Origin of the sequence: Bacillus sanguinis (assembly GCF_018332475.1) — a bacterium.
Lineage (GTDB): Bacteria > Bacillota > Bacilli > Bacillales > Bacillaceae_G > Bacillus_A > Bacillus_A sanguinis.
Genome location: NZ_BOQB01000629.1, coordinates 1 through 363, shown reverse-complemented (window position 1 = coordinate 363; position 363 = coordinate 1). Strand labels below are relative to the sequence as shown.

The window sequence follows — 363 nt, the reverse complement described above, 5'->3', positions numbered from 1 at the left end:
TTCAATATTTTTCAGATTACTATTACTAATTGTACTACCTTCTAAATCACATCTATTAAATGAAATAGGAAGTTTATCTTCTCCAAGACTTGTATCTTTAAATTGAACTCCACCTAAAGTCACAAAATCAAATTTACTACCAGACAGATTTAAATCTGCATATGAAGAATTTCTAAAATTTATATTTCTAAAATTTGATTGACTAACATTACAATTACTCATTTTCATATGCATTATATTACTACCAACAAACGCACTGTTTTTTAAATTTACTTGATAATATTTTGTATTATCCAAATTACAGTTTTCGTATTGGCTATTTTTCATTTCTTTATTTTTTATTAGGTTCTCTTCAGCTGACTC

1 protein-coding gene is annotated in these 363 nt (G+C 25.1%); it reads right to left on the bottom strand.

Going from position 1 to position 363, the window contains the following annotated elements:
• The coding region (locus KI369_RS28915) for a pentapeptide repeat-containing protein (RefSeq protein WP_212959051.1) at positions 1 to 363 on the bottom strand (363 nt) is incomplete at both ends.